This window comes from Lysobacter soli, from assembly GCF_003382285.1.
Classification (GTDB): Bacteria; Pseudomonadota; Gammaproteobacteria; order Xanthomonadales; family Xanthomonadaceae; genus Lysobacter_J; species Lysobacter_J soli.
Genome location: NZ_QTJR01000011.1, coordinates 34,895 through 56,708, shown reverse-complemented (window position 1 = coordinate 56,708; position 21,814 = coordinate 34,895). Strand labels below are relative to the sequence as shown.

Annotated in this window: 21 protein-coding genes; 11 read left to right on the top strand and 10 right to left on the bottom strand. The window is 68.3% G+C overall.

Annotation, left to right across the window (positions count from 1 at the left end):
* The 3 genes from DX912_RS14300 to DX912_RS14290 form a co-directional block, all read right to left on the bottom strand.
* The gene (locus DX912_RS14300) at positions 1-1,299 is read right to left on the bottom strand and encodes a NupC/NupG family nucleoside CNT transporter (protein ID WP_115843439.1); all 1,299 of its coding nucleotides are present in this window, start codon (positions 1,297-1,299) and stop codon (positions 1-3) included.
* A 190-nt stretch (positions 1,300-1,489) separates the two neighbouring features.
* Positions 1,490-2,626, bottom strand: a complete 1,137-nt coding sequence (locus DX912_RS14295) for a GGDEF domain-containing protein (protein WP_115843437.1) — start codon at positions 2,624-2,626, stop codon at positions 1,490-1,492.
* A 109-nt stretch (positions 2,627-2,735) separates the two neighbouring features.
* Positions 2,736-3,314, bottom strand: a complete 579-nt coding sequence (locus DX912_RS14290; RefSeq protein WP_233433600.1) for a TMEM165/GDT1 family protein — start codon at positions 3,312-3,314, stop codon at positions 2,736-2,738.
* A gap of 325 nt (positions 3,315-3,639) precedes the next feature.
* Here DX912_RS14290 and DX912_RS14285 point away from each other — a divergent pair, with 325 nt between their 5' ends.
* From DX912_RS14285 to DX912_RS14270, 4 genes are all read left to right on the top strand, one after another.
* On the top strand, positions 3,640-4,608 hold the full coding sequence (locus DX912_RS14285) for an aldo/keto reductase (RefSeq protein WP_115843435.1): 969 nt from the start codon (positions 3,640-3,642) through the stop codon (positions 4,606-4,608).
* 74 nt (positions 4,609-4,682) lie between these two features.
* Complete coding sequence (locus DX912_RS14280; protein ID WP_115843433.1) at positions 4,683-4,922, top strand: hemin uptake protein HemP; 240 nt, start codon at positions 4,683-4,685, stop codon at positions 4,920-4,922.
* Between the two features lie 187 nt (positions 4,923-5,109).
* Positions 5,110-7,404 (top strand): TonB-dependent hemoglobin/transferrin/lactoferrin family receptor, encoded by a 2,295-nt coding sequence (locus DX912_RS14275; protein WP_115843431.1) that lies wholly within the window; start codon positions 5,110-5,112, stop codon positions 7,402-7,404.
* A gap of 41 nt (positions 7,405-7,445) precedes the next feature.
* Positions 7,446-8,393, top strand: a complete 948-nt coding sequence (locus DX912_RS14270; protein WP_115843429.1) for a DUF6607 family protein — start codon at positions 7,446-7,448, stop codon at positions 8,391-8,393.
* A 237-nt stretch (positions 8,394-8,630) separates the two neighbouring features.
* Here DX912_RS14270 and DX912_RS14265 read toward each other — a convergent pair whose 3' ends face one another.
* From DX912_RS14265 to DX912_RS14255, 3 genes are read right to left on the bottom strand one after another with little or no spacing between them, the layout of a single operon-like run.
* A complete protein-coding gene (locus DX912_RS14265; RefSeq protein ID WP_115843427.1) occupies positions 8,631-9,851 on the bottom strand; it encodes a PDZ domain-containing protein in 1,221 nt (406 codons plus the stop codon).
* A 27-nt stretch (positions 9,852-9,878) separates the two neighbouring features.
* On the bottom strand, positions 9,879-10,634 hold the full coding sequence (locus tag DX912_RS14260; protein ID WP_115843425.1) for a hypothetical protein: 756 nt from the start codon (positions 10,632-10,634) through the stop codon (positions 9,879-9,881).
* Positions 10,627-11,262, bottom strand: coding sequence for an RNA polymerase sigma factor (locus DX912_RS14255; protein ID WP_115843423.1), 636 nt, complete (start codon positions 11,260-11,262; stop codon positions 10,627-10,629). Before DX912_RS14255 ends, DX912_RS14260 begins: the two co-directional genes overlap by 8 nt.
* 106 nt (positions 11,263-11,368) lie before the next feature.
* On the opposite strand from DX912_RS14255, the gene DX912_RS14250 reads away from it, so the two are divergent.
* From DX912_RS14250 to gcvH, 5 genes are all read left to right on the top strand, one after another.
* Positions 11,369-12,346, top strand: a complete 978-nt coding sequence (locus tag DX912_RS14250) for an SPFH domain-containing protein (RefSeq protein WP_115843421.1) — start codon at positions 11,369-11,371, stop codon at positions 12,344-12,346.
* A 3-nt stretch (positions 12,347-12,349) separates the two neighbouring features.
* Positions 12,350-12,790 (top strand): NfeD family protein, encoded by a 441-nt coding sequence (locus tag DX912_RS14245; RefSeq protein WP_115843419.1) that lies wholly within the window; start codon positions 12,350-12,352, stop codon positions 12,788-12,790.
* The gene (locus tag DX912_RS14240; protein WP_115843417.1) at positions 12,787-13,302 is read left to right on the top strand and encodes a hypothetical protein; all 516 of its coding nucleotides are present in this window, start codon (positions 12,787-12,789) and stop codon (positions 13,300-13,302) included. The genes DX912_RS14245 and DX912_RS14240 overlap by 4 nt, the downstream gene beginning before the upstream one ends.
* A 123-nt stretch (positions 13,303-13,425) precedes the next feature.
* Positions 13,426-14,547, top strand: coding sequence for a glycine cleavage system aminomethyltransferase GcvT (gene gcvT, locus DX912_RS14235; protein WP_115843415.1), 1,122 nt, complete (start codon positions 13,426-13,428; stop codon positions 14,545-14,547).
* A gap of 111 nt (positions 14,548-14,658) precedes the next feature.
* Complete coding sequence (gcvH, locus tag DX912_RS14230) at positions 14,659-15,054, top strand: glycine cleavage system protein GcvH (RefSeq protein ID WP_115843413.1); 396 nt, start codon at positions 14,659-14,661, stop codon at positions 15,052-15,054.
* Between the two features lie 38 nt (positions 15,055-15,092).
* Here the strand turns inward: gcvH and DX912_RS18450 are convergent, their stop codons facing one another.
* On the bottom strand, positions 15,093-15,347 hold the full coding sequence (locus DX912_RS18450; protein ID WP_181902843.1) for a hypothetical protein: 255 nt from the start codon (positions 15,345-15,347) through the stop codon (positions 15,093-15,095).
* A gap of 29 nt (positions 15,348-15,376) precedes the next feature.
* Here DX912_RS18450 and DX912_RS18445 point away from each other — a divergent pair, with 29 nt between their 5' ends.
* On the top strand, positions 15,377-15,712 hold the full coding sequence (locus tag DX912_RS18445; protein WP_181902842.1) for a hypothetical protein: 336 nt from the start codon (positions 15,377-15,379) through the stop codon (positions 15,710-15,712).
* Positions 15,713-16,073: 361 nt separating this feature from the next.
* Here DX912_RS18445 and DX912_RS18640 read toward each other — a convergent pair whose 3' ends face one another.
* From DX912_RS18640 to DX912_RS14215, 3 genes are all read right to left on the bottom strand, one after another.
* A complete protein-coding gene (locus DX912_RS18640; protein WP_386840412.1) occupies positions 16,074-16,532 on the bottom strand; it encodes a hypothetical protein in 459 nt (152 codons plus the stop codon).
* A 577-nt stretch (positions 16,533-17,109) separates the two neighbouring features.
* Positions 17,110-18,261, bottom strand: coding sequence for a serine hydrolase domain-containing protein (locus DX912_RS14220; RefSeq protein WP_425477953.1), 1,152 nt, complete (start codon positions 18,259-18,261; stop codon positions 17,110-17,112).
* Between the two features lie 436 nt (positions 18,262-18,697).
* Positions 18,698-20,278: a GMC family oxidoreductase gene (locus DX912_RS14215; RefSeq protein WP_115843407.1), complete on the bottom strand. Its 1,581-nt coding sequence runs from the start codon at positions 20,276-20,278 to the stop codon at positions 18,698-18,700.
* Positions 20,279-20,498: 220 nt separating this feature from the next.
* Between DX912_RS14215 and DX912_RS14210 the strand changes: the two genes are divergently transcribed.
* Entirely contained in the window at positions 20,499-21,806 is a 1,308-nt protein-coding gene (locus tag DX912_RS14210) for an NTP/NDP exchange transporter (RefSeq protein WP_220340811.1), read from the top strand.
* The last annotated feature ends 8 nt before the right edge of the window (positions 21,807-21,814 follow it).

The window sequence follows — 21,814 nt, the reverse complement described above, 5'->3', positions numbered from 1 at the left end:
TCAGCTGCCAAACCACGTCAGCACGCCCGCGATCGTCGCCGTCATGAACGTCGCGATCGAACCGCCGAGCACCGCGCGCAGGCCGAAGCGGGCGAGGTCCTGGCGACGTTCCGGCGCGAGGCCGCCGATGCCGCCGATCTGGATCGCGATCGACGAGAAGTTGGCGAAGCCGCACAGCGCGTAGGTCGCGATCAGGCGGCCCTGGTCGGTCAGCGTCACGCCGGCGACCTTGCCGTTGACGATGTCGGCCAGCTGCAGGTACGCCACGAATTCGTTGATGACGATCTTCTGGCCGATCAGGCTGCCGACGGTGGACGCGTCCTGCCACGGCGTGCCGATCACCCACGCCAGCGGCGCGAGCACGTAGCCGAAGATGGTCGCCAGGTCGAACGGCTTGCCGATGGCGGCCGAGATGCCGGTGACCTCGCCGAACCACGACAGCGGCCAGTTCACCAGCGCGATCAGCGCGATGAAGGCCAGCAGCATCGCGCCGATGTTCAGCGCCAGACGCAGGCCGTCGCCCGCGCCGGCCGCGGCGGCGTCGATGATGTTGGCGGTGTTCTTCTCCACTTCCATCTTCACCGTGCCGCGCGTGAGCGGTTCGCCGGTTTCGGGGATGAGGATCTTGGCGATGACCAGCGTCGCCGGCGCGGCCATGATCGAAGCCGCGAGCAGGTGCTTGGCGTAGAACGCCTGCTGCTCCGGATCGCCGCCGCCGAGCATGCCCACGTACGCCGCGAGCACGCCGCCGGCAATGTGCGCCATGCCGCCGATCATCATCGTGATCAGCTCCGACTCGGTCATCTTCGGGATGTACGGGCGCACCGTCAGCGGCGCCTCGGTCTGGCCGATGAACACGCTGGCGCAGACGCTGGTGGTTTCCGCACCGGACACGCGCATCACCTTGGTGATCACCCACGCCATGCCGCGCACGACCGCCTGCATCACGCCCAGGTGGTAGAGCACGCCCATCAGCGCGGCGAAGAAGATGATCGTCGGCAAAACCTGGAAGGCGAAGATGAAGCCGTAGGTGTTCACGTCCATCAGGTTGCCGAAGATGAACTTCGAGCCTTCGCCGACGAAGCTGAGCACCTTCACGAAGCCGTGGCCGATCGCGTCGAAGACGTCCTTGCCGCCGGGCACCAGCAGCACCAGCGCGGCGAAGGCGACCTGCAGGCTGACGCCGGTGATCACCAGCTTCCAGTCCACGCGACGCTTGTTGTTCGAGAACAGCCACGCGATGCCGATGAGCACCGCAAGACCAAACAGGCCAAAGGCCACCCGGGTAATGGCTTCCACTCAGTTCTCCCCTGCAACCGGCGGCCGGCAGCGAGTCTTGTCGTTCAGGAATGATGCGGCCTGCGCCCTCGCGGGGGCGGGTCACGGCTGCGGCGGCGCGTAGTTTACGACGAGGCCGCCCGGCCGCGAGGGCCGGTACTTCCAGAGGGGACCGCCGCGGCGGCGTGTCGGAAAAATGCGCGTCGCAGGGTCAGGTATCGCGCGCGACGACCCGGTTCCGTCCCTGGAGCTTGGCCTGCTGGAGGCGCCCGTCCGCCCGGCGCAGCAGGCGCGAGAGGTCCGAGCCCTCGTGCGGGAAGCCCGCCAGCCCGGCGCTGAAGCTCAGCGCGACCGTGTCCGCGCCGCGCTCGGGTTCGAACGGCCGCTCGCCGAGGGCGCGGCGGATCGCGTCCACGCGTTCCCAGGCGGTGCCGATCGGCTTGCGCAGCAGCAGCACGAATTCCTCGCCGCCGATGCGCACCAGCCATTCGCCCGGTTCGGCCAGCTCGCGCAGGACCGACACGACGTGGCGAAGCGCACGATCGCCGGCGTGGTGGCCGTGGGCGTCGTTGATGCGCTTGAAGTGGTCCAGGTCGATCAGCGCCAGGGTGAGGCTGTCGCCGTCGTGGCGGACGCTGTCGAACAGCCGCGGCACGCGGTACATCAGCCACGTGCGATTCGGCAGGCGGGTCAGGCCGTCGGTGCCGGACATCTCGACCAGTCGCTGCATCCGGTAGACCACCATCGCGGTGATCAGCGTGAACACGCCCAGCAGGATCACGCGCTGCAGCTGCCCGGGCACGGTGATCGCGCCGTAGTCGCTGGAAATCAGCTGCTCCGGCGAACCGGCCGAAGCGAATGCCCACAGCGCGAGCAGGCTGTACTGGCCGATCGCCAGCGCGCCCGCGAACAGCGCGATTCGGCCGTCGCTGCGCGGCGCGGTGAGCACGATCGCCACCACGTAGCCACACCAGGCGGTGAGGTTGTTGAGGCCGGCGGGCAGGTGGTCGGCGGCGAGGATGATCAGCAGTACGGTCGTGGCGGTGACGTCGAACGCCGACGACGCGAACGGCAGCCAGCGGAACAGCCGCCGCCGACGCGCGAGCGCGAGCCACAGGTGCGCGAAGATGTTGATGACGATCGCGCCGGCGAGGCCGATCAGGGTGTCCTTGACGCTGCCGCCGGCGAGCGCGCTCGTCACCGGCAGCACCAGCAGCAGCGCGGCGATGACCACGCGCAGGCGCGCGACCATCAGCTCGCCGCCGGCGCCGATCTCCAACATGATTTCGTCCGGCCGCGCCAGCAGCGCGGCGACGACGTCGCGGACCCTTCCGCCGGTTCCGAGCATGCGCTTCCCCCGCTTGCCGGCCCGTCGCGGGCCGCGCCGAGCATAGCGCGCCCGGGCGGCTTGCCGCGTGGCGCGCTCCTTCGGCCTGAAGCAGCGCGCCGACCCAGGCTTATCCGATGCCGCGCACCGCGGCCCAGATCGCCAGCACCAGGAAGACCACTGCCGCCGTGTAGCGCGCCGCCTTCAACGGCAGGCGGTCGGCCAGCTTGCTGCCCAGCAGCACCACCGGCACGTTGGCCAGCAGCATGCCGACGGTCGTGCCGACGACCACTTCCCACAGGGGCGAATACTTGGCGGCCAGCAGCACGGTCGCGACCTGCGTCTTGTCGCCGATCTCGGCCAGGAAGAAGGCGAACGTCGTGGCGACGAACGCGCCGCGTGCCGGCAGCAATTCCTCGCCTTCGTCGAGCTTGTCCGGCTTGAGCGTCCAGATGGCGACCGCCAGGAAGCTGATCGCCACGACCCAGCGCAGCACGTCGGGCGTCAGCCATTGCGCCACCAGCGTGCCGAACCAGCCGGCCAGCGCGTGGTTGAGCAGCGTGGCGACCAGGATGCCGGCGATGATCGGCAGCGGCTTGCGGAAGCGCGCGGCGAGCAGCAGCGCGAGCAGCTGCGTCTTGTCGCCGATCTCGGCCAGCGCGACGGTGCCGGTGGAGATCGCGGCCGCCATCAGGGGAAAGTGATCCATCGTGAAACTCCGGGGTCGGGCTTTCGCGTGGACGCGAAAGGCAGCCGTCACACGGCCCGACCCGGCTGATTGCCAGTTGCGCGTGCGACGCCTGCCTTCGGTCTTGCCCGTGGTCGCTGGCCGTGCCCGAAGGCGTCCGGCTGCTGCCGCTCCCGCGCCATGGCCTGTGGGCCAAGTGTGTTGACGCGGGTCCCCGCCGGCGTGTCGCGGGCGGAGGGGCTACTCCCCGGAGGAGGAAGTGCGCGCATTGTACCGACCGGACGCGCACGGCGGCAGGGCTAAACTGAACGACTCCGCCCGCCAGCCCCAATCCGGAGCACCCCATATGCAATACCGCCGCCTCGGTTCATCCGGCCTGCAACTTTCGGCGCTGTCCTTCGGCGCCTGGCTCACCTTCGGCGCGCAGATCGGGCGCTCGACCGCGCGCGACCTGGTCGCCGCCGCCTGGGACAACGGCGTCAACTTCTTCGACAACGCCGAGACCTACGCCAACGGCGAGGCCGAGAAGGTCATGGGCGACGTGATCGCCGACCTGCGCCTGCCGCGCGACGGCTTCTGCGTCTCCAGCAAGGTGTTCTTCGGCGCGGTCGATGCTCCGGGCCCGACGCAGCGCGGCCTGTCGCGCAAGCACGTCACCGACGCCTGCCACGCCGCGCTCAAGCGGCTGCGCGTGGAGACGCTCGATCTGTACTACTGCCATCGTCCCGATCCGGACACGCCCATCGAGGAAACCGTCGGCGCGATGGACGCGCTGATCCGCCAGGGCAAGGTGCTGTACTGGGGCACGTCGGAATGGACCGCGGCGCAGATCCGCGACGCGCACCGCATCGCGCACGCGCGGAACTGGTACGCGCCGACGATGGAACAGCCGCAGTACAACCTGCTGCATCGCGAGCGCGTCGAACTCGAGTACGCGCCGCTGTACGCCGAATACGGACTGGGTACGACGATCTGGTCGCCGCTCGCGTCGGGCCTGCTGACGGGCAAGTACAACGCCGGCGTTCCAACCGAAGCGCGCCTGGGTCGCGAAGGCCTCGGCTGGCTGCAGCGTTCGGTGCTCGGCGAGGAGGGCGCACGCGTCGAACGCGCGCGTCGTTTCGTCGCCACCGCGCAGGAACTCGGCGTCGCGCCGGCGCCGCTCGCCATCGCGTGGTGCCTGCGCAACCCGCATGTGTCGAGCGTGATCCTGGGTGCGAGCCGGCCGGAGCAGCTGATCCAGAACCTCGACGCGCTGGAGCTGGCCGAACGCCTGGCCGAAGGCGACTGGCAGCGGGTCGAAGCCGCCGTCGGATGAGCGGTCGCGGGGCGGGTTGACTGTCAAATGAGAATCATTATCATCCGTGGCGAGCCCTCGAACGAGCCACGCCCATGTCGACGCGCCCCACGCTGCTACAGCTCAAACCCCGAACCCAACGCCTGTCGCCGCCCATCGCGTCCGTAGCCGCGATCCCGTCGGCCTCGGCCATGCCCGCCAGCGCGCCGTTCGCCCAGGGCCTACTCGACAGCGACGACCTGCTGCGGGGTGGCCGTGAAGTGCTGATCCGCCACGGCGACGAGGTCTACCGCCTGCGCCACACGCGCAACGACAAGCTGATCCTCACCAAGTAATCCTTCCCTGACGGCGGCCCCTGCGGCCGCCGCAATGCACGACCGCGCGGCGATCCTTGGGGAAGGACGCCGCGCACGGCCGCACCCGGCGGCACAACCCTCTCTCTCAATCCAACTCTCTCTCCCAAGGCAAGCAAGCCCGCCGGCAACGGCTGCCAGCCGCCTCGGAATCACTCCGAGACCGCGCATGCACCCTGTACGCAACACCCTGGCCCTTGCCCTGATGCTGGCTATTCCAACCGTCGCGATCGCCGACGACGCAGCGCCTGACGGTAGCGATCCCTCGATCGTTGCCGCCGCCACCAGCGCGATGGCCGCCAACGAATTCGACCGCATCGTCGTCACCGCCACGCTGACAGAGCGCGCGCTGGACGACGTGCCGAACGTCGTTACGGCGATCGATCGCGACGAGATGGACCGCAACCTCGTGCGCGACCTGAAGGATTTGTTCCGCTACGAACCGGGCATCACGGTGTCGGGCGGTTCGGGGCGTTTCGGCGGGCTGGGCGACATCCGCATCCGCGGCCTCGGCGGCAACCGCGTGCGCATCGAAACCGACGGCATCGCGGTGCCGGACGCGTTCTCGATCGGCAGCTTCTCCAGCGCGAACCGCAACTTCGTCGACCTCGACACGCTCAAGGCCGTCGAAGTCGTGCGCGGCCCGGGCAGCGCGCTGTACGGTTCCGACGCGCTGGGCGGCGTGGTCTCGTTCGTCACGAAGGATCCGTCGGATTATCTGAGGGAGGGCAAGGACGCCTACTTCGGCCTGAAGTTCGGCTACTTCGGCGAGGACAACGGGCTGTCCGGCGGCGCGACGGCGGCCTTCGGCGGCGAGCGCTGGTCGGGCCTGGTCGCGGTCGGGCATCACCAGGGCCAGGAGCGCGAGAACATGGGCGAGAACCGAAGCAGCGGTGCTTCGCGCACCGCGCCCAACCCGCAGGAGTACGACGGCCGCAGCCTGCTGGCGAAGCTGGTGTTCGAAACCAGCGAAAACCAGCGTTTCAAGCTCACCGTCGAAGGCAACGAGGACAATGTCGATACCAACGTGCTCACCGCACTCGGCGACACCTCGACGATTCCCGGCACGCCACCGTCGGTGCGCGTCGCCTCGCAGACCGGCGACGACAAGCAGCCCCGCGCCCGCATCGCGTTCTCGCATGAAGTCGATGCGCTGGATGCCGCGTTCGCCGATTCGCTGCAGTGGCAGCTCTATCGCCAGGACAGCGAAACCACGCAGCGCACGCGCGAGGAACGCGCCACGCTGCGCAGTGGCGTTGCCATCAATCCGGTGCTGCGCGAACGCGAGTTCAACTTCGACCAGCGCCTCACCGGTTTCGACGCCGTGTTGCACAAGGAGGCCGCGAGCGGCCAGGTCGACCACGCCATCACCTACGGTGTGGAACTCACGCGCACCGAGTTCAGGCAGAAGCGCGACGGCCACGCGACCAACCTGCTGACCGGCACCGTGACGAACGTGATTTCGCCCGACACGTTCCCGGTGCGCGACTTCCCCGTCAGCGACACGACGCAGGCCGCGCTCTTCGTGCAGGACGAGATGTCGTTCGCCGGCGGCACGTTCCGCCTGATCCCGGCGGTACGCGTGGATTACTACAAGCTCGAACCCAAGCCCGACGCGATCTTCACCGACGACAACCCCGGCGTCGAAGTGGCGGAGCTGAGCGAGACCAGCGTGTCGCCCAAGCTCGGCGCGGTCTGGCATTTCAGTCAGGACTGGTCGCTGTTCGGCGGATACCAGCACGGCTTCCGCGCGCCGCCCTACAGCGACGTCAACCTTGGCTTCACCAACCTGCAGTTCGGCTACACGGCGATTCCGAACCCGGATCTGAAGCCGGAGAAGAGCAATGGCGTCGAGCTCGGGCTGCGCTTCTCGAACGAGGCGGTGTACGCCGAGGTGTCGGGTTATTACAACCGCTACGACGACTTCATCGAATCGTCCGTGCAGGTGAGCGCGCCGCCGCAGACGCCGTTGATCGTGTTCCAGTCGCAGAACATCGAGGACGCTGAAATCCATGGCATAGAAGTGCGCGCGGGCGTGGACCTGGGCGCGTACAGCGATGCGCTGGCAGGCTGGTCGGTTCGCGGCGCCGCCGCGTGGTCGAAGGGCGAAGACCGCACGACGAACGAGCCGTTGCCGTCGATCGATCCGCTGCGCGCCACGCTTGGCGTGGCGTACGACGCCGACGCGTGGGGTGTCGAACTCGCCGGTCGCTTCGCCGCACGCAAGGACGACCTGCCCGCCGCGAACCAGTTCGAAGTGCCGGGCTACGGCGTCGTCGACCTGCTCGCACATTGGAATTTCGCGCCGGGCGCGGTGTTCGACGTGGGCGTGTTCAACCTTGCCGACCGCAAGTACTGGGACGCCGCGGACGTGCCGTCCGGAACACTCGCGTCGAGCGCGGTGCTGGACCGCTACACCAGTTCGGGTCGCAACGTCGGCGTCAGCCTGGCGGTGAGCTGGTGAGCCGTCTTTCCTTTCCTCTTTTCAACCAAGCCGAACCAGCCATGAAGATCCGCACGCTCGCCCTGAACCTGGGCCTCCTCGCCGCTGCCGTTTCACCAGCCGCGTTCGCCGACACCTCGCGAGACCACGATTCGATCCTGGCGATGCAGGGCGAATACATCGTCGATTTCGCTTTCGATGAAACCGTGCTGCTGCAACCGGGTTACGAGCGCCATCCGGCGATGCGCAGCGGCGGCAACGAAACGGTGATCGTCGTGCAGGACACGCCGACGAAGATCGTCCTGCAGCACATCCTCGTGGACGGGAAGAGCGGCCACGTGACCAAACACTGGCGGCAGGACTGGACGTTCGAGGCGGCCACGCGTTTCGAGTTCAGCGACGACCAGACCTGGCAGGTCCGCGCGATTCCGGCCGAACTCACGCGTGGCGCGTGGACGCAGTGCGTGTACGAGGTCAGCGACGCGCCGCGCTACTGCGGCACGGGCCAGTGGACTTACGACAACGACGTGCCGACGTGGACCAGCGACACGAGCTGGCGCCCGCTGCCGCGTCGCGAGTACACCAGGCGCAGCGACTACAACGCCATCAGCGCAGTCAACCGCCACACGCTGACGCCGAACGGCTGGACGCACGAGCAGTTCAACACCAAGGTGCTGCGCAAGCCGGACGGCACGCACGTGGAACTGGCGCGTGAGTTCGGTTTCAACGACTACCAGAAGACCACCGAAGTCGACTTCAAGCCTGCCTACACGTACTGGACGGCGACGAAGGAGTACTGGGCGAAGGTGCGCGCGCGCTGGGAGCGTTACCTCGGCCAGCCGCCGGGCGTGCATCTGAAGACGAAGGTCGACGGCATGGCGATGATCATTCCGCTGTTCGAACAGGCCGGCTCGCTGGAAGAGGGCAGGAAGGTGCGCGATGCCCAGATCGATGCGGTGTTCGACAAGTGGGTCGAGCGCGCGCCGACGGAGGCCTCGGCGCGGCGGTGATCGCGAGGTAAGCCCTCGCCTACAAGAATCGTCATCCCGGCGAAGGCCGGGACCCAAGCCGTCACGCTTTCCGAACTCCGGCGTCATCGTCCAATCGCTGCTTCTTTCTCCGACAGCAATCGCGATCGACGCCGAACAACTTGCGGGCTCCCTCCCTCACCCCAACCCTCTCCCGCGCTACGGGGGAGGGTTTTTTTACTCACTACTTATTGGTGTGGTGTCTTGCTGTGGTTCCGCTCAGAGCGAGATCGCGTAATTCACGAGATCGTCCGGCGGTTCCGGCGCCTTCGGCGGCGCGGGAGGCGCCGGCGGCGTCACCACCTGCGCGGGTTTGGGGAGCGCGGGCGGTGCGGCCGGAGCGGCAGGCGGTGCGGGCACAGCCGGAGCGCCCGGTGCCTTCGGCGCGGCGGGCGGCGCCGGCGGCATCGGCGGACGCGGAATGCGCAGCATCGCGGTCTTGGGCACGGTGATCTGCGTCGTCGCACTCTTGCGATCGCGCAGGTAGGTCACCGCGACGCGGCTGTCGGCCGGCTTGTCGCGCAAGGCGGCCATCGCCTCGCGCGGCGAGCTCACCGGCTTGCCGTCGATGCGCTGGATCACGTCGCCTGTCTGCAGGCCTGCCAGGTCCGCTCCGGTGCTCAGCACCAGCACGCCGCGATCGGCGCCGAAGTAGCGGCCCAGCTGCGCGTCGACGGTCGCCAGGTTCAGTCCGTTCCAGCGGAAGGCTTCCGACAGCAGCGGCAGGCGGCAGTCGCTGTCGTCGTCTTCGCAATCGAGCCGGATGAGTTCGTTGCGCACCTGCGGCGCGACCATCGGCATCGAGCGTGCGAGCGGGTTGCCGTCGGCATCGCGCGCGACCACCAGGCGGTCGCCGAGCATCGGCGTGGCGCGCGCGGTCGCGGTGCGTCCGTCGCGCGTGTAGGTCAGCGCCACCGTCTTGCCAGTTTCCAGCAGGCGCAGCCGCGAACGCGCCTTCTCAAGGCGCGCTGTCGGACTGCCGGTATCCAGCCGTGTGTCGCCGATCGAGGTGAGGACGTCGCCGGTACGCAGGCCGGCCTTCGCCGCCGCGCTGTCGGGCGTCACGGCTGCGATGCGGACGCCGGACTTCGGATCGGGCGACAGCACCACGCCAAGCACGGGTTGGCGTGCGAAGCGCTTTTCGAATTCGCGCTCGAACTGCGCGCGGTCGAAGTCCGCGTGGCGCCGCGTGAGCTCGGCGTAGCGCTGCGCGGCGCGGTTGAGGTCGGCGCGTGCGGCTTCGATCTGTCGCGTGCGTTCGGCATCCTGCCGCGCCTTGCTGGCGTCCTGTCGGGCGTGCTCGGCTTCCTGCCGCGCCTTCGCGGCGTCCTGGCGCGCGCGCTCGGCATCGGCCTTCGGCGTCTGCGCGCCGGCGCCCATGCACATCAGGAGCAGGGCGATCGTCGCGGTCAGGCGCGTCGTGTTGCGGGTACGGATCATGGGCGTGGGTCCTGCGGGTGAAAGGGGTCAGTCGACGCTCACGAGCGCGCCGTCGTAGCGTTCGCCGCTGGACTGCAGCCAGCGCTGGGTGGTTTCGATGCCGGCCAGTTCGCGCATCGTCGACACGCGCGCCTGCCACAGCGCCGCGCGATCGACGTCGTCCAGGCCCGGCTGCGAGAGCGAGGCGTCGATGCGGCCGATGCGGCGATCGAACTCGACCGCGAGCGCCGCGCCGCTCGCCGAGGCGACGCGGTCGTCGCGCGCGATGGCCAGCAGCGCTTCCAGCTGCGCCGACTCGGACTGCAACGCGGCCACGTGGTCGCGAAGTTGCGCGGCGCGTGCATCGCGCTCGGCGTCGTCCGGCGTCTTGGTCGCGACGCGGGTCGCGTCGTCCGGCTTCAAGGCAGGCGGCGCGCTTTCGGCGGGCTTCGCGCCGTTGGACGGTGCGGCTTCGGTCGTGTCCGCCACGCGCGTTTCCGGACGCTTCGATGCCGCCAGCGGCGGGCGCGAGGTGTCGATCGGCGCGCGCTTGCGGGCGGCCAGTTCGGTCGATTCCGACGGAGTCTGGCGATCGGCGAGACGAAGCACCGGCACGAGCGCGACGGCGCCGATCGCGGCCGCGGCGAGCCACATCGGCCACTGGCGTCGCGTCCGGCGGGCGGGCGTCGCGTCGAGCGCGCGCTGCATGCGCTGCCATCCGCCGGCCGGCGGCGTTTCCATCGGCAGCGAGGCGAAGGCGCCGCTCCAGTCGGCGGGCGAATCGTTGCGGTCGGTGTCAGGCATGGGCCTTCTCCGGTTCGAGTAGTTCACGCAGGCGGCGACCGCCGCGTGCGAGCTGGGATTTCGAGAAGCTCGCCGTGCGCTGCATCAGCGACGCGATTTCCTCGTGCGTGTAGCCCTCGGCGTGGTACAGCCACAGCACGCTGCGCGTGGCGGCGGGCAGGCGGGCGAGGGCGCGGTTCAGTGCGGCCGCGTCGGCCGCCGCGGTGGGCAGCGGGCCGGTGTCGACGGCGAACTCGTCGTCTTCCAGCGCCACGTCGTGCAGGTGCCGACGCTGGCCGCGCAGGCGCATCAACGTTTCGTTCACGGCGATCTGCCGCACCCAGCCCCAGAACGGACTGGCGCCGTCGCCGTTGCCGCCGCTCGCCGCGCCGCGGAAGTCGCCGATCTTGTTGAACACCTTGAGCATGGTTTCCTGAAGCACGTCGGCCGCCTCCTCGACGCCGTCGGGCCCGTGCGCGCCGCCGAGCATGCGCAGCGCGAGGTTGAACACGGGCCGCTCGAAACGGCGGTAGATCTGTTCGAATGCCGCCCGTTCGCCAGCGCGAACGCGCGCCAGCAACGCCTCGGGGACGTCGATGGCGAAGCTGCTCCGGGGCGCGTCGGTGGCGGTTGGCACGCTGGTGGGCAAGGGCTCGCGTCCTGCGTTTGTTGGATCGTCCTTCCCCTAGATGCAGGGGGCGCGGAAACCGTCGCAGCCGTCGGCCTATACTCGGGTCGACAACAAGGAGGGGATCATGGGACTGAGTGCGGTGCTGAGCGTCGTCCTGCTGTTCGCGGGCGTCATCCTGGTGCTGAAGGCCGTGCGGATGGTGCCGCAGGGTTATGAATGGACGGTGGAGCGGTTCGGCCGCTACACCCACACCATGGACCCGGGCCTGCATTTCCTGATCCCGATCGTCTACGGCGTGGGCCGCAAGATCAACATGATGGAGCAGGTGATGGAGGTCCCCAGCCAGGACGTCATCACCAAGGACAACGCCGTGGTGAAGGTGGACGGCATCGTCTACTTCCAGGTGCTCGACGCCGCCAAGGCCGCCTACGAGGTCGCGCAGCTCGAGGTCGCCATCCTCAACCTGGTGATGACCAACATCCGCACCGCGATCGGCTCGCTCGACCTGGACGAATCGCTGTCCAAGCGCGACGAGATCAACGCGAAGGTGCTCGTCGCGGTGGACCAGGCCACGCACCCGTGGGGCCTGAAGGTCAACCGCATCGAGCTCAAGGACATCCAGCCGCCGCGCGACCTGGTCGATTCGATGGCGCGCCAGATGAAGGCCGAGCGCGAGAAGCGCGCCAACATCCTGGAAGCCGAGGGTCACCGGCAGTCGGAAATCCTGCGCGCCGAAGGCGACAAGCAGGCGGCGATCCTGGAAGCCGAAGGCAAGCGCGAAGCCGCCTTCCGCGAAGCCGAGGCGCGCGAGCGCCTGGCCGAAGCCGAAGCCAAGGCGACGCAGCTGGTGTCCGACGCCATCGCCGGCGGCAACGTCAACGCCATCAACTATTTCGTGGCGCAGAAGTACATCGAGGCGTTCAAGGCGCTGGCCGAGGCGCCGAACCAGAAGTTCGTGATGATGCCGATGGAAGCCACCGGCGTGATCGGCTCACTCGCCGGCATCGCCGAACTGGCGAAGAACGCGCTGGGCAGCGACGCGCTCGCCGCGCAGGCCTCGACCACGCGCACGCCACCGCCGTCGCCGCGCCCGGGAGGCTGACCCATGCAGTGGAACACCGAAACGGTGACCTGGGCGGTGGTGGCGCTGCTGCTGTTCGCCGCCGAGGCGATGGCGCCGGGCGCCTTCATGCTGTGGCTCGGCTTCGCGGCGGCCGCGGTATTCGCCATCGTGCTGCTGGTCCCGAACGTGCCGGTGCTCGCGCAAGTGGCGGCATTCGTCGTGCTCAGCTTCGTGTCGATCCAGGTGTACCGCAGCTGGTTCCGCGGCCGCGAACCGCGCAGCGACAAGCCCACGCTCAACCGCCGCACCGAAGCGCTGGTCGGGCAGGTCGTGCCGCTGGAGCGCGCGATCGTCAACGGACACGGTCGCGTGCAGATCGCCGACGCGTTCTGGGACGTCACCGGCCCCGAGCTTCCCGCCGGCACGGTAGTGCGCATCGTCTCCAGTCGCGGCATGAGCCTGCTGGTCGAGCCGGCCGTATGAGGCGAACGTCCGCTGCATGCTGGCTCGCGACGCTGTGCGTCGCGGGCAGCGCGTGGGCGGGCGGCAATCCGATGATGATCGGCAAAGTCGTGCCGCCGTATCCCGAGGGCTTCCGGTCCAACACCGGCAGCTGCGTGGGCGTGGGCACCGGCATCGACCAGTTGTGCGCACGCAGCATCGCCACGCTCGACGACGACGAGGACCGCACGGTCCAGCTGCTCGCCGCGCAGTTCGTCGACCGCGTCGGCGACCAGCCGCGCTGGCGCATCACCGATTCGGTTCCGTATCCGGCATTGCGTCGCGACGAGCTCGTCGCCATCGCCACCTGCCAGCGCAACGGCGTGGACGACACCGGCGTGGTCGCGATCATCGACACCGGTGCCGACGGCGCGTCCGGACTGGAGATGCTTCCGGCCGTGCGCTGGGCGATGCGGCTGGATCGCGGTACCGGCAAGTTCCTGCGTGTCACGCCGTCGAGCGTGCGCTGCTACAACGAAGGCCTGAGCGAGTAGCGGAACCGTTTTCGACGGCGACCATTCGCCGGCGTAGGCGCCAGCGCAAACCCGCACGAAAGCCGGCGCCGCCGGGTTCTGGGATAATCGCGGGCTCGCTCCCGCAGACAGGTTTCCAGCGCCATGACCCAGAAGACCATCCTCAACCAGACCCACCGCGACCTCGGCGCCAAGATGGTCGACTTCGGTGGCTGGGACATGCCGATCCACTACGGCTCGCAGATCGAGGAACACCACCAGGTGCGTCGCGACGCCGGCATGTTCGACGTGAGCCACATGACGGTGGTGGACCTGCGTGGCGCGAAGGTGCGCGACTTCCTGCGTCGCCTGGTCGCCAACTCCGTCGACAAGCTCAAGGTGCCGGGCAAGGCGCTGTACACCTGCATGCTCAACCCGCAGGGCGGCGTGATCGACGACCTCATCATCTATTACCGTGCCGAGGACTTCTTCCGCCTGGTCGTCAACGCCGCCACGCGCGAGAAGGACCTGGCGTGGATCACCGAGCAGGCGAAGGCCTTCGACGTGACCGTCACCGAACGCCCCGACTTCGGCATGATCGCCGTGCAGGGCCCGAACGCCCGCGCGAAGGTGCTGGGCCTGCTGCGCGAGGAAGACCGTGATGCGATCGGCAAGCTCGGCAAGTTCGCCGCCGGCGAAGCGAAGACGACCGGCGGCATCGACGTGTTCGTCGCGCGCACCGGCTACACGGGCGAGGACGGTTTCGAGGTCGTCGTACCGGAAGCGCAGACGGTCGCGTTCTGGAACGCGCTGCTCGATGCGGGCGTGAAGCCGGCGGGCCTGGGCGCGCGCGACACGCTGCGCCTGGAAGCCGGCATGAATCTTTACGGGCAGGACATGGACGACACGGTCTCGCCGTATGAAGCCGCGCTCGCGTGGACGGTGGCGCTCGACGAAGGGCGGGACTTCATCGGCCGCGACGTGCTCGAAGCGCAGAAGGCCGCCGGTGCGCCGCGCCAGATGATCGCGCTGGTGATGGACGAGAAGGGCGTGCTGCGCCACGGCCAGAAGGTGATCACCGAACACGGCGATGGCGAAATCCTCTCGGGCACCTTCTCGCCGACGCTCGGCAAGGCGATCGCGTTCGCCCGCGTGCCCGCGGGCAAGATCGCGCTGGGCACGGCAGGCAACGTGCGCGTCGACATCCGCGGCAAGGAAGTGCCGGTTCGCGTCGTGAAGTTCCCGTTCGTGCGCGATGGCCAGCCGCAGGAAGGCGTGCTCGCCTGAGTGCCATGTTCCGCGACGGAAGCCCCCTGTCGCACGCCCCATCCGGCGCCGTTAGACTAGGCGCCGACAACCGCTGTCCCGTGCCCCCGCAAACGTTTCGAGGCTCCCGTCATGAGTGAAATTCCCGGCGATCTGAAGTTCATGAAGTCCCATGAGTGGGCCCGCGTCGATGGCGACGGCAAGGTGACCGTCGGCATCTCCGACCACGCACAGGGCCTGCTCGGCGACCTGGTGTACGTCGAGCTGCCGAACGTCGGCGACCGCGTCGAAGCCGGCGCCGCTTCCGCCGTCGTCGAGTCGGTCAAGGCCGCTTCCGACGTCTACGCACCGGTCACCGGCAAGGTCGTCTCGGTGAACACCGCGCTGACCGACAAGCCGGAGACCATCAACGAGGACGCCTACGGCGAAGGCTGGATCTACACGCTGGAGATCGAGGACGCCGACCAGCTCAACGAGCTGCTCGCTCCGGACGACTACGCCGAGCTGCTGGAAGAAGAAGACCACTGATCGAACTGCGCATTCCCGCCACGCGCGGGAGCAAGCGATCACCGACCGGCCGCCTCGTGCGGCCGGTTTTGTTTTTGCGGCAGGCGAAGCGCGTTGCGGAAAGTGACGGTCCGGTGAGCAACCCCTCGCACGCCTCCGCGAAAAACCTCGGATCGAGCGCGTCGGTGGACCCGCGCGACGCGACGGGCGACACGTTCCGGATGCGCATCGAACCGTGTCGACGGGTTCGTCGGATGCGATGCGGGTCGCGCGTCGAAGTGCATCGACTGCATCGCGAAGGTCGTCGCCGACATGCCCGATGCGATGTTCGCGAACGCGTCGGATGGTCGTCGAAGCGACGTCGGCACCTCGTCGGAGTTCGCGCACTTTCGCGCAAATCGGGTTTGTGCGACGCGAAACGAGGGCGTCGTCGGAGATTTTTTTCGGGCGTCTCGAACCGGCTTTCCGGGTGGCCGTCGCGACCGCGACGCATCGATGCGAACGCGTCGTCGAACAGGCCGTTGCTTCGATGCGTTTTCGCAAACCCCTTAAAAAAAGCGGTTTGCGAAAATCATGTCGGCGATGCAGACGAACAGCGATCGTCGTCGTCGTCGTTCGACGCGTCGTCCGGACCGGCGATGGCCGTGACGCCACGCCGACCTGCCTGAAAAAAAAATGAGCGAAGTTGTTGACAGTGCGAAAAAGCGTGATTAGGTTTCGCCCAGCAGCGTCTCCTGCGGAAGAGAGTGAGTACAGACAACGCGACAACTCGCGGCACAAAACGAACCTCCGACCGGGCTGTCGAAACGGTGGACGCAGGGTTCGTTTCCCCCGCGAAAACGCGCACCGTGCACACGCAGGCCAGGCACTCCATCCAACCCGGTCCGCTCATGGCGCGCCGGGTTTTTGTTTGCCCGCACATGCGGGCGGCACCAAATCCGTACCGGCGCGTCCGCGCGTCGGCGGCTGCTCGCGGGTCCGACTCCCGCGGCTTAGGTTCTACTGGGCGATAGACCTGCACGACCACTGATCAATGCTGATCAACCACTGACGAGGAGCCATACCATGGCCATGAAGAAAGCTGCGAAGAAAAAGACCGCCGCCAAGAAGGCGACGAAGAAGGTCGCCAAGAAGGCTGGCGCGAAGAAGACCGTGAAGAAGGCCGCCAAGAAGGCGACCAAGCGTCCGGCCAAGAAGGTCGCGAAGAAGGCCGCCAAGAAGACCGGCGCCCGCAAGACCGCGAAGAAGGCGACCCGCAAGACCGCCGCCAAGAAGGCCACCAAGAAGACTGGCGCCCGCAAGACCGCCGCCAAGAAGACCGCGAAGAAGGCCACCAAGAAGGCCGGCGCGCGCAAGACCGCCAAGAAGGCTGGCGCGAAGAAGACCGCCAAGAAGGCGACCAAGAAGGCGGCTCCGAAGAAGGCTGCCAAGAAGTCGAGCCGCAAGAAGACCGCCAAGAAGGCGGCTGTGACGGCGATGCCGGCCACCCCGGCGCCGATGATCTAAGAAAGCCCCGAAGACCGTAATCGAGCTCTCTCCCCGCAGCCCAGGCGGGGGGAGAGTTTTTTTTGGGAGGTCGAAAGGCGCGGGCGACGCATCGTCGGCCGTGGCTCTTCCGTCACAGGTGCGCGCCTGGCAGCGCGTTCCCGCAGGCGCGGTTCCACAGAACGATTGGGCGACAGCCAGTATCCCGCCGAGTGGCAGCCACGAACCTGCCTGCTGCGTTCGCTCCAAGGACGGCGCGGTTGCCGTCATCGGCAGCAGGTTGCCCTACGCATAGCCTGGACCGGTGATAGGTGGTTGCCGGCTCTCATCGCCGCGACGGGCCGGGCCGTGCCGCCGCCACGTCACCGACGCACTGCGCTCGAAACAGAACGCTGTTGCAGCCCGGGTAAGCGGGCGCGCGGCCAGGCGCTGTCACGAGAGGCATGGCCTCGCACCGCGACGCGCGCACCACTGCGAATGCGGAACGCTTCGGCAACGCCCGACGGCGAACATGGAATCAAGGGGGAACGAACGCCGGGAACTGCACCGGCGTCCATGACGCGCGAGTGGCGCGGGTCGAAGCGAAGCCGCTTACTGCGGCGCGGCAGTCGAAGCCGACGCGTGCGCGCCCGGTGCGTGCGGGGCATCGGGCGACGTATCGTCGGTCGCCTCGGCGTACAGCGTTGGGTCGATGTCGTCGTCCAGCCACTGGCCCGGCGGCAGGCCGAGAGCGGTGTCGAGGATGGTCGGCAGCATGCCGGAGGGCAGCGAGCTCTCGCTGTTCCACATCAGCGCCACGCCGAAATCGAGCTCCGGCACCATCGCGATCAGGCCGCGATAGCCCTGCACGGCGCCGCCGTGGAAGACCACGTCGTGCCCGGCGTACTTGTAGGTGCGCCAGCCGAGTGCGTAGCCGGCGCCGGTCAGGCGCGTGCGACGCCACGAAGAACCGCGGATCTCGCTCGGCGTGTCGACCAGCTGGTGGTGCAGCGTGGCCAGCAGCGGCGCGGGCAGCACGTCAGGGCGATGGCCTGTGTGCGCGAGCAGGTACTGCGCCATGTCGCTGGCGCTGGCGTTGACGCCCGCGGCCGGCAACACCTGGTAGTAGGTGGTCTTGGGCATCATCGACACCCAGCCGCCGCGACCGCGCACATGCGGGCGGGCCCAGCTCGGGCTGGCCTGGATACCTTCAAGGCCCAGGCTCGCATCGTTCATGCCCAGCGGCTTGAAGATGCGGCGCTGCACTTCCTGCGCGTAGAAGTCGCCGGTCGCGGCGAAGACCATGTCGCCGACCAGGCTGAAGGCGACGTTCTGGTAGCTGTAGCAGGTGCCCGGCGCGCACTGCAGCGGCGCGTAGGCGAGCTTCTGCGTGAGCGTGCGGAAATCGACGTACTGCTCCAGGTCGCGATCGAACGCGTTGTGCGTCAAGCCAACGCGATGGCTGAGCAGGTCTGCGACGGTGAGCTGCTGCGACGCGGCCGGATTGCTCAGGCGGAAGGAGGGCAGGTAATCGACGAGCTTGCTGTCCCAGCGGAGCGAACCGTCATTGACGAGCAGGCCCGTCATCGTGCCGGCGAAGCTCTTGGACAGCGAGGCCAGGCGGAACACGGTGTGCGAATCGACCGGCGTCGCGCGGCTGGTATCGGTGATGCCGTACCCACGCGCGCTGAGGATGCGGCCGTTGTGCACCATCGCCATCGCAAGGCCCGGCACGCGCTGGCCGGCGACGAGCTGCTGCGCCATCGATTCGAACTGGCGCACGTCGAAGTCGGCAGGCAGCGGCACGGCAGGCGGAAGTGGTGCCGCGACCGGGCGGACGTTCGCCGTGGTGAAGGCATTGGGCATGGCGACCGGCGCGCCCGAGTGCTGCGGCGTCTGCGCGGTCGAGCCAAGCGTGAGCGGCAACAGCAGCGCGATGGCACCGATGCGGCGCAGGCTGCGCGAAGGCTTTTTCACGTTGCTTTTCATGGCCTTCGCCCCTGCTTCACGATCTCGCGGGATCATAGCGCCAATCTCAGGGGGCAGCGCAACACTCCGCAACACAGCGCTGATTTTTCAGGCTTTAGTGGACTGTGTCGCAGTTCGCGAGCCGCCTTTTTTCGTATTCACTTTTGTAGATGCGCCCGACTGCGTGAAGACTGCGCGAACCGGCGCGTTCAGATTGCGCGGCTGAGGCCCATCAGCCGGCGCGGATCAGGTCGGCCGCGCGCTCGGCGATCATCATCGTCGGCGCGTTGGTGTTGCCGCCGATAAGCGTCGGCATCACCGACGCATCGACCACGCGCAGGCCTTCGACGCCGCGCACGCGCAGTTGCGGATCGACAACCGACAACGCGTCCGAACCCATCCTGCAGGTGCCGACGGGGTGGTAGATGGTTTCGGCCTTCGCGCGGATGAAGGCGACGAGATCGTGGTCGTCGAGGTCGTCGCGCGCGGGGAAGATCGGGGCGCCGCGGTATTCGTCGAAGGCGGGCTGTGCGAGCAGTTCGCGCGACAGCTTCGCGCACTCGACCATCATCTTCAGGTCGAAGCCGTCTGCGTCGCTGAGGTAGTTCGCCTCGATGCGGACGTGGTCGCCGGCATGCGCGCTCATCAGTCGCACGCGACCGCGACTGCGCGGCCGCAGGAAACAGGCGTGCACGGTGTAGCCGTCGCCGGGCAGGCGATGGCGGCCGTGATCGTCGAGCATCGCCGGTACGAAATGCAGCTGGATGTCGGGGCGTTCGTCGGGCGCAAGGCGCGAACGCACGAAGCCGCCGGCTTCGGCGATGTTGCTCGAGCCGATGCCGCTGTGCCCGCGCAGGTAGTAGTCGAACGCGATGCGCGCGTCGCTGAGGCGGTCGTAGGTGATGGGCTTCGGGCAATGCCGCAGCGTGCAGATGTCCAGGTGATCCTGCAGGTTCTCGCCGACCTGCGGCGCATCCACCACGACGTCGATGCCGTACCGGCGCAGCTGCATCGCCGGGCCGACGCCCGACAGCATCAGCATCTGTGGCGAGTTGAGCGCGCCGCCGCACAGCAACACTTCGCGCGCCGCAGCCTGGTGGAAGGCGCGCCCATTCGCCCGATACACCACGCCGTTCGCGCGGCCGTGCTGGAAGGTGATGCGGTTGGCCTGTGCGCCGGTGACGATGGTGAGGTTGGGGCGACGGCGCACCGGGTCGAGGTAGGCGACCGCACTCGAACAACGCGCACCGTTCTTCTGCGTGACCTGGTAGAGGCCGAAGCCGTCCTGCCGCGGGCCGTTGAAGTCGTCGTTGACCGCGAAACCCGCCTGCCGGCCGGCTTCGATGAAGACGTGCGAAAGCGGATTGCTGTAGCGAAGGTCGGACACGTACAGCGGGCCGTCGTCGCCGTGCAGCGCATCGGCGCCGCGCGAGTTGCGTTCGCTGCGGCGGAACCAGGGCAACACCGAGTTCCAGTCCCACCCCGTCGCGCCCTGCGTCGCCCACTCGTCGTAATCGCCGGGCACGCCGCGCGTGTAGCACATGGCGTTGATCGAGCTGGAACCGCCCAGCACCTTGCCGCGCGGCCACCACAGCGTGCGGTCGTCGAGCGCCGGCTCCGGTGCGGTGTGGTAATCCCAGTTCACGCGCCGGTTGTTCACCAGCTTCGCGAGGCCGGCGGGCATGTGGATGAAGGGGTGGCTGTCGCGCGGGCCGGCTTCCAGCAGCAGGACCTTGACGTCGGGATCGGCGGAGAGCCGGTTGGCGAGCACGCAGCCGGCCGAGCCGGCGCCGATGATGATGTAGTCGAACACGTGTGCCCTTGTCCCGAACCGCCGAGTTGCCGGCCGACCGTAAGTGGCGCCATTAGAGCAAATGCTCCCCGTGCGCACCCGTTCCCGCGCCCAGCCCGCTTCGGGCATGGCAGGCAGGGCGGACAGGCGGGCAAGGCAAAGCCCGGTCATCGAGGCCGGTTAGACTCGCGCCATCGTCCCCGGAGTTCCCATCGCGATGCCGCAGGCTCACGAAGAAGGCGTGCCCGCAGCAACGGGCGCCCGCGTCCGCGGTGGCGAATGGCCCGCGGTGGCGCTGTCGTTCGCCTATTTCTTCTGCGTGCTCGCGGCGTACTACGTGATCCGGCCGCTGCGCGAGCAGCTCGTGGCCGCGGTCGGTTCGACGCAGCTGCCGTGGTTCTACGGCGCGACGTTCATCGCGACGCTCATCCTCACGCCCGTGTTCGCGTGGCTGATCGCCCGCTACTCGCGGCGCATCGTCGTGCCGCTGGTGTACCTGTTCTTCATCGGCTGCCTGTTTGCGTTCGTGCCGCTGTTCGCCGACCCGGCGCTCATCGGCCCGCGCGCGCTGGGGACGGTGTTCTTCGTCTGGGTGAGCGTGTTCAACCTGTTCGTCGTCTCGGTGTTCTGGATCTTCATGTCCGACATCTGGAACGTCGAGCAGGCCAAGCGTCTGTTCCCGATCATTGCGGTGGCGGGCACCGCGGGCGCACTGTCGGGCCCGACGCTCACCGCGACGCTGGTGAACATCATCGGCGTGGCGCCCCTGCTGCTGGTGTCGGCGTCGCTGCTCGGGCTGGCGGTGGTGTGCATCGTGCTGCTCGGGCGATGGGCACGAACACATGGCGAACGCCGCTTCGAAGCCGCGCAGGAGGCGCCCATCGGCGGCGGCATGCTCGATGGCCTGAAGCAGGTGTTCACCGATCCGTTCATGCGGAACATGGCAATCCTGTTGCTGCTTGCCGACGGCATCGGCACGGTGAATTACGCGCTGGTGGCCGACTATTCCGGCACGGCGTTGACCGATGCGGTCTCGCGCACCGCCTTCGCCGCGCGCGTGGACCAGGTGGCGAACCTGCTTACTGCCATTACCCAGCTCACGCTGACGCGCTGGCTGCTGCCGCGTCGCGGGCCGGGGCCGGTGATCCTGGTGTGGGCGGTCGTGAGCATGCTCGCGTTGTCGCTGGTCGTCTTCTCGCCCGATCCGCACGCGCCGATGGCCTTCGGGCTGCCCGCCGTGGCGCTGGCGCTGATCGTCAGCCGCGGACTCGCCTACGGCATGGCCGAACCCGCACGCCACAGCCTCTACGCGCGTGTGCCGCGCAACGTCCGCTACAAGGGCCAGAACGCGGTGGACACGGCGGTGTGGCGTTTCGGCGACACCGCAATCGCGCTCGGCATGAATGCGCTGCGCACGCTGGGTGTGACCACCGGCGGCTTCGCGAGCATCAGCGCGCTGGCGGCGCTCAGCGCGGCGACGATCGGCTGGCGCATGTCGCGACGCGTGGAAGCGACGCCGGCGGCGGAGGCGCAGCCGGCGACGTCGTAAGTTTCAGC

What these genes read in the sequence shown, in the direction of transcription:
- DX912_RS14295 (WP_115843437.1), bottom strand. Translation starts at nt 2,626, where the DNA reads ATGCTCGGAACCGGCGGAAGGGTCCGCGACGTCGTCGCCGCGCTGCTG.
- DX912_RS14290 (WP_233433600.1), bottom strand. Translation starts at nt 3,314, where the DNA reads ATGGATCACTTTCCCCTGATGGCGGCCGCGATCTCCACCGGCACCGTC.
- DX912_RS14285 (WP_115843435.1), top strand. Translation starts at nt 3,640, where the DNA reads ATGCAATACCGCCGCCTCGGTTCATCCGGCCTGCAACTTTCGGCGCTG.
- DX912_RS14280 (WP_115843433.1), top strand. Translation starts at nt 4,683, where the DNA reads ATGTCGACGCGCCCCACGCTGCTACAGCTCAAACCCCGAACCCAACGC.
- DX912_RS14275 (WP_115843431.1), top strand. Translation starts at nt 5,110, where the DNA reads ATGCACCCTGTACGCAACACCCTGGCCCTTGCCCTGATGCTGGCTATT.
- DX912_RS14270 (WP_115843429.1), top strand. Translation starts at nt 7,446, where the DNA reads ATGAAGATCCGCACGCTCGCCCTGAACCTGGGCCTCCTCGCCGCTGCC.
- DX912_RS14265 (WP_115843427.1), bottom strand. Translation starts at nt 9,851, where the DNA reads ATGATCCGTACCCGCAACACGACGCGCCTGACCGCGACGATCGCCCTG.
- DX912_RS14260 (WP_115843425.1), bottom strand. Translation starts at nt 10,634, where the DNA reads ATGCCTGACACCGACCGCAACGATTCGCCCGCCGACTGGAGCGGCGCC.
- DX912_RS14250 (WP_115843421.1), top strand. Translation starts at nt 11,369, where the DNA reads ATGGGACTGAGTGCGGTGCTGAGCGTCGTCCTGCTGTTCGCGGGCGTC.
- DX912_RS14245 (WP_115843419.1), top strand. Translation starts at nt 12,350, where the DNA reads ATGCAGTGGAACACCGAAACGGTGACCTGGGCGGTGGTGGCGCTGCTG.
- DX912_RS14240 (WP_115843417.1), top strand. Translation starts at nt 12,787, where the DNA reads ATGAGGCGAACGTCCGCTGCATGCTGGCTCGCGACGCTGTGCGTCGCG.
- gcvT (WP_115843415.1), top strand. Translation starts at nt 13,426, where the DNA reads ATGACCCAGAAGACCATCCTCAACCAGACCCACCGCGACCTCGGCGCC.
- gcvH (WP_115843413.1), top strand. Translation starts at nt 14,659, where the DNA reads ATGAGTGAAATTCCCGGCGATCTGAAGTTCATGAAGTCCCATGAGTGG.
- DX912_RS18450 (WP_181902843.1), bottom strand. Translation starts at nt 15,347, where the DNA reads ATGTCGGCGACGACCTTCGCGATGCAGTCGATGCACTTCGACGCGCGA.
- DX912_RS18445 (WP_181902842.1), top strand. Translation starts at nt 15,377, where the DNA reads ATGGTCGTCGAAGCGACGTCGGCACCTCGTCGGAGTTCGCGCACTTTC.
- DX912_RS14220 (WP_425477953.1), bottom strand. Translation starts at nt 18,261, where the DNA reads ATGGCGCAGCAGCTCGTCGCCGGCCAGCGCGTGCCGGGCCTTGCGATG.